This is a genomic window from Synechococcus sp. WH 5701, from assembly GCF_000153045.1.
Lineage (GTDB): Bacteria > Cyanobacteriota > Cyanobacteriia > PCC-6307 > Cyanobiaceae > Regnicoccus_A > Regnicoccus_A antarcticus.
In genome coordinates this window covers 1-1918 of the sequence record NZ_AANO01000029.1, presented here as the reverse complement: position 1 = coordinate 1918, position 1918 = coordinate 1, and the positions used below count along the sequence as shown (strand labels likewise).

The following is a 1918-nucleotide window of genomic DNA, read 5'->3' as shown; positions in this document are numbered from 1 at the left end:
GTTTAGAGGCGTTGGTCTTGGTCTCACCTTTTTGGCAAAGGCTCAGGTTTGAGGGCCAGGTTTGGCAGGTCCAGCCATTGGTTTGGGCTTGATTGAGGAGTGATCGTTGCACCCGCGCCGATGATCCCCAGCCTGGGTCCTTTGGATTCAGGAGCAGAACCGACCAGTTGGTGTCCGAGAGGGAGTGTTCGAACGATCGTTTTGGAAATGCGATTGTTTCGCGATGGCTGAGTTGGGGGACCAAATAACTGGTGGTGAGAACGGAATCGTTTTGTTGGATCAGTGAGATGGCATTTTTGACGTCCCCAACATCGGATTGGCGCTCAAGATATGGACCAGTGAAAAACCAAGGTTTTGCCAGGGCTAGCCAGCAGGCTGTTGCCCAAATCAAACCCCAAGTCGGAGTACCGCGACGAGAGGGTGATTGGAGCCCCCCTCGGATGGCTGCAACCACAGCAATCAGGGCCAAGGGCAAGCTGTAGTGGTGCACCAAGGTGCGATAACTGGCCGATGCTGAGAGCAGATTCACAAGTAGAAGTGGGCTTCCGATCAGCAAGGTTGATCGTGACGACCGGCGCCAAAGCCAGCCCAACGGCAGGCTGAGAATCAGCAGATAGAACGCGATTTCTCCCCACTCAAGGCTGCTGAGAAGGCTTAAAAATCCACCGCCGAGATGTCCGAACATGCGTTCGGCAGCCTTGGGTCCGCTCCCACCTCTGAGCAAGGGATAGAGGCCTTGGCTCAGGATCAATAGCCATCCGACGGATAGCCCTCCTGCTGCTGCGCACCAACGCCACCGTTGACGCCAGCCCAAGTCAAGGGCCATCCCGGCGATCACCAGGATGAGACCATCGCGGGCTCCCAGCATCAGTAAAAGCAGGGCCAACCAGAGCCGCGGTTTTGCGGCGCGTTCAGCCCAAAGCGCCAGGGCAAACGCAGGCATGACCCATGTTTCAGGGTGGAAATCAAACAGGATGGTGTTGAACACAACCGGCTGCAGCCACCAAAGTGCACAAGCGAGCCAACAGTGTTTGGGTGTGAGTCCCGCCTGCTGGCCAAGCCACCAAATTGGAATTGCGGTGAAGCTCAGGGCGATGGCTTGTGAGGCCAATAGCCAATGCACTCCAGGCAGAAGGCCATAGGCCGCCCCAGCTCCATAGAGCAGCCAGGCGCCGTGGTCCGCCAACACGTGCACGTGTTCCATGGATGACACAGGCTCGAGTCCACGCCCGATCAGCCAGACCCATTGATCAAAAAGTCCTAGGTCATAGGCATTGCTCTGCAGCAAGTCATGGCGCAGTGCAGAGCAACCCCAACCCAAAAAACCCAAGACGGCGGAACACCACCAAAGTGCTGCTGGGGTGCGGCGATGGGGCGTCAATCGCACTGCCAAAGCTGCCATCCACTATCGACGCTTGGATCATGCCGTCGACATCCAGATATTGGACGGTTGCTCACCACCCAATGTTCTCCATCTGGACGATCGTTTTGGCGCACTCGGCCGAGCTCCTTGTTGGCATACCAACCGAGCGAGGGACGGGTTGGCCCCTTCAGGAATACCTCAGCTTCTGAGGGCAAGGTTTTGATTGCTGCTGCCACAGGCCTGGGATCCCAGCTTTCATTGAGCTCCCACAACCAAAGTTGGCTGCTCCATAGAGCCAGTAGTGCTAACCCCCAGCCAACCACAAGAATCCCCAACCCTTGCAATCGACGCCGTCTTGCGTTGGCTTGCAGTGTCCATCCGCCCACTGCAATCCCAAGCCCTGCCAATCCAAGGCTGAGTCCTGGAACTGTGCTGCTTTGGTTGACGATCACAACGCAGCCGACGATGGCGAGAACGCTTCCCATCACCTGCCACGTTTGAGAAACCCAATGGGGCCGTCCTTGTTCCAGCAGCTTGTGCAGCCCTTCGGCACAA

The 1918-nt window shown here is 57.2% G+C and carries 1 protein-coding gene and 1 pseudogene; both read right to left on the bottom strand.

The genetic code is table 11. The features are described 5' to 3' along the window. Nucleotides 1-1288, bottom strand: a 1288-nt coding sequence (locus tag WH5701_RS16010; protein WP_071934136.1) for a DUF2079 domain-containing protein, incomplete at its 3' end; no start/stop codon positions are given. An 89-nt stretch (nt 1289-1377) separates the two neighbouring features. Next, nucleotides 1378-1918 (bottom strand): annotated as a pseudogene (locus WH5701_RS18160) (glycosyltransferase); the annotation flags it as partial.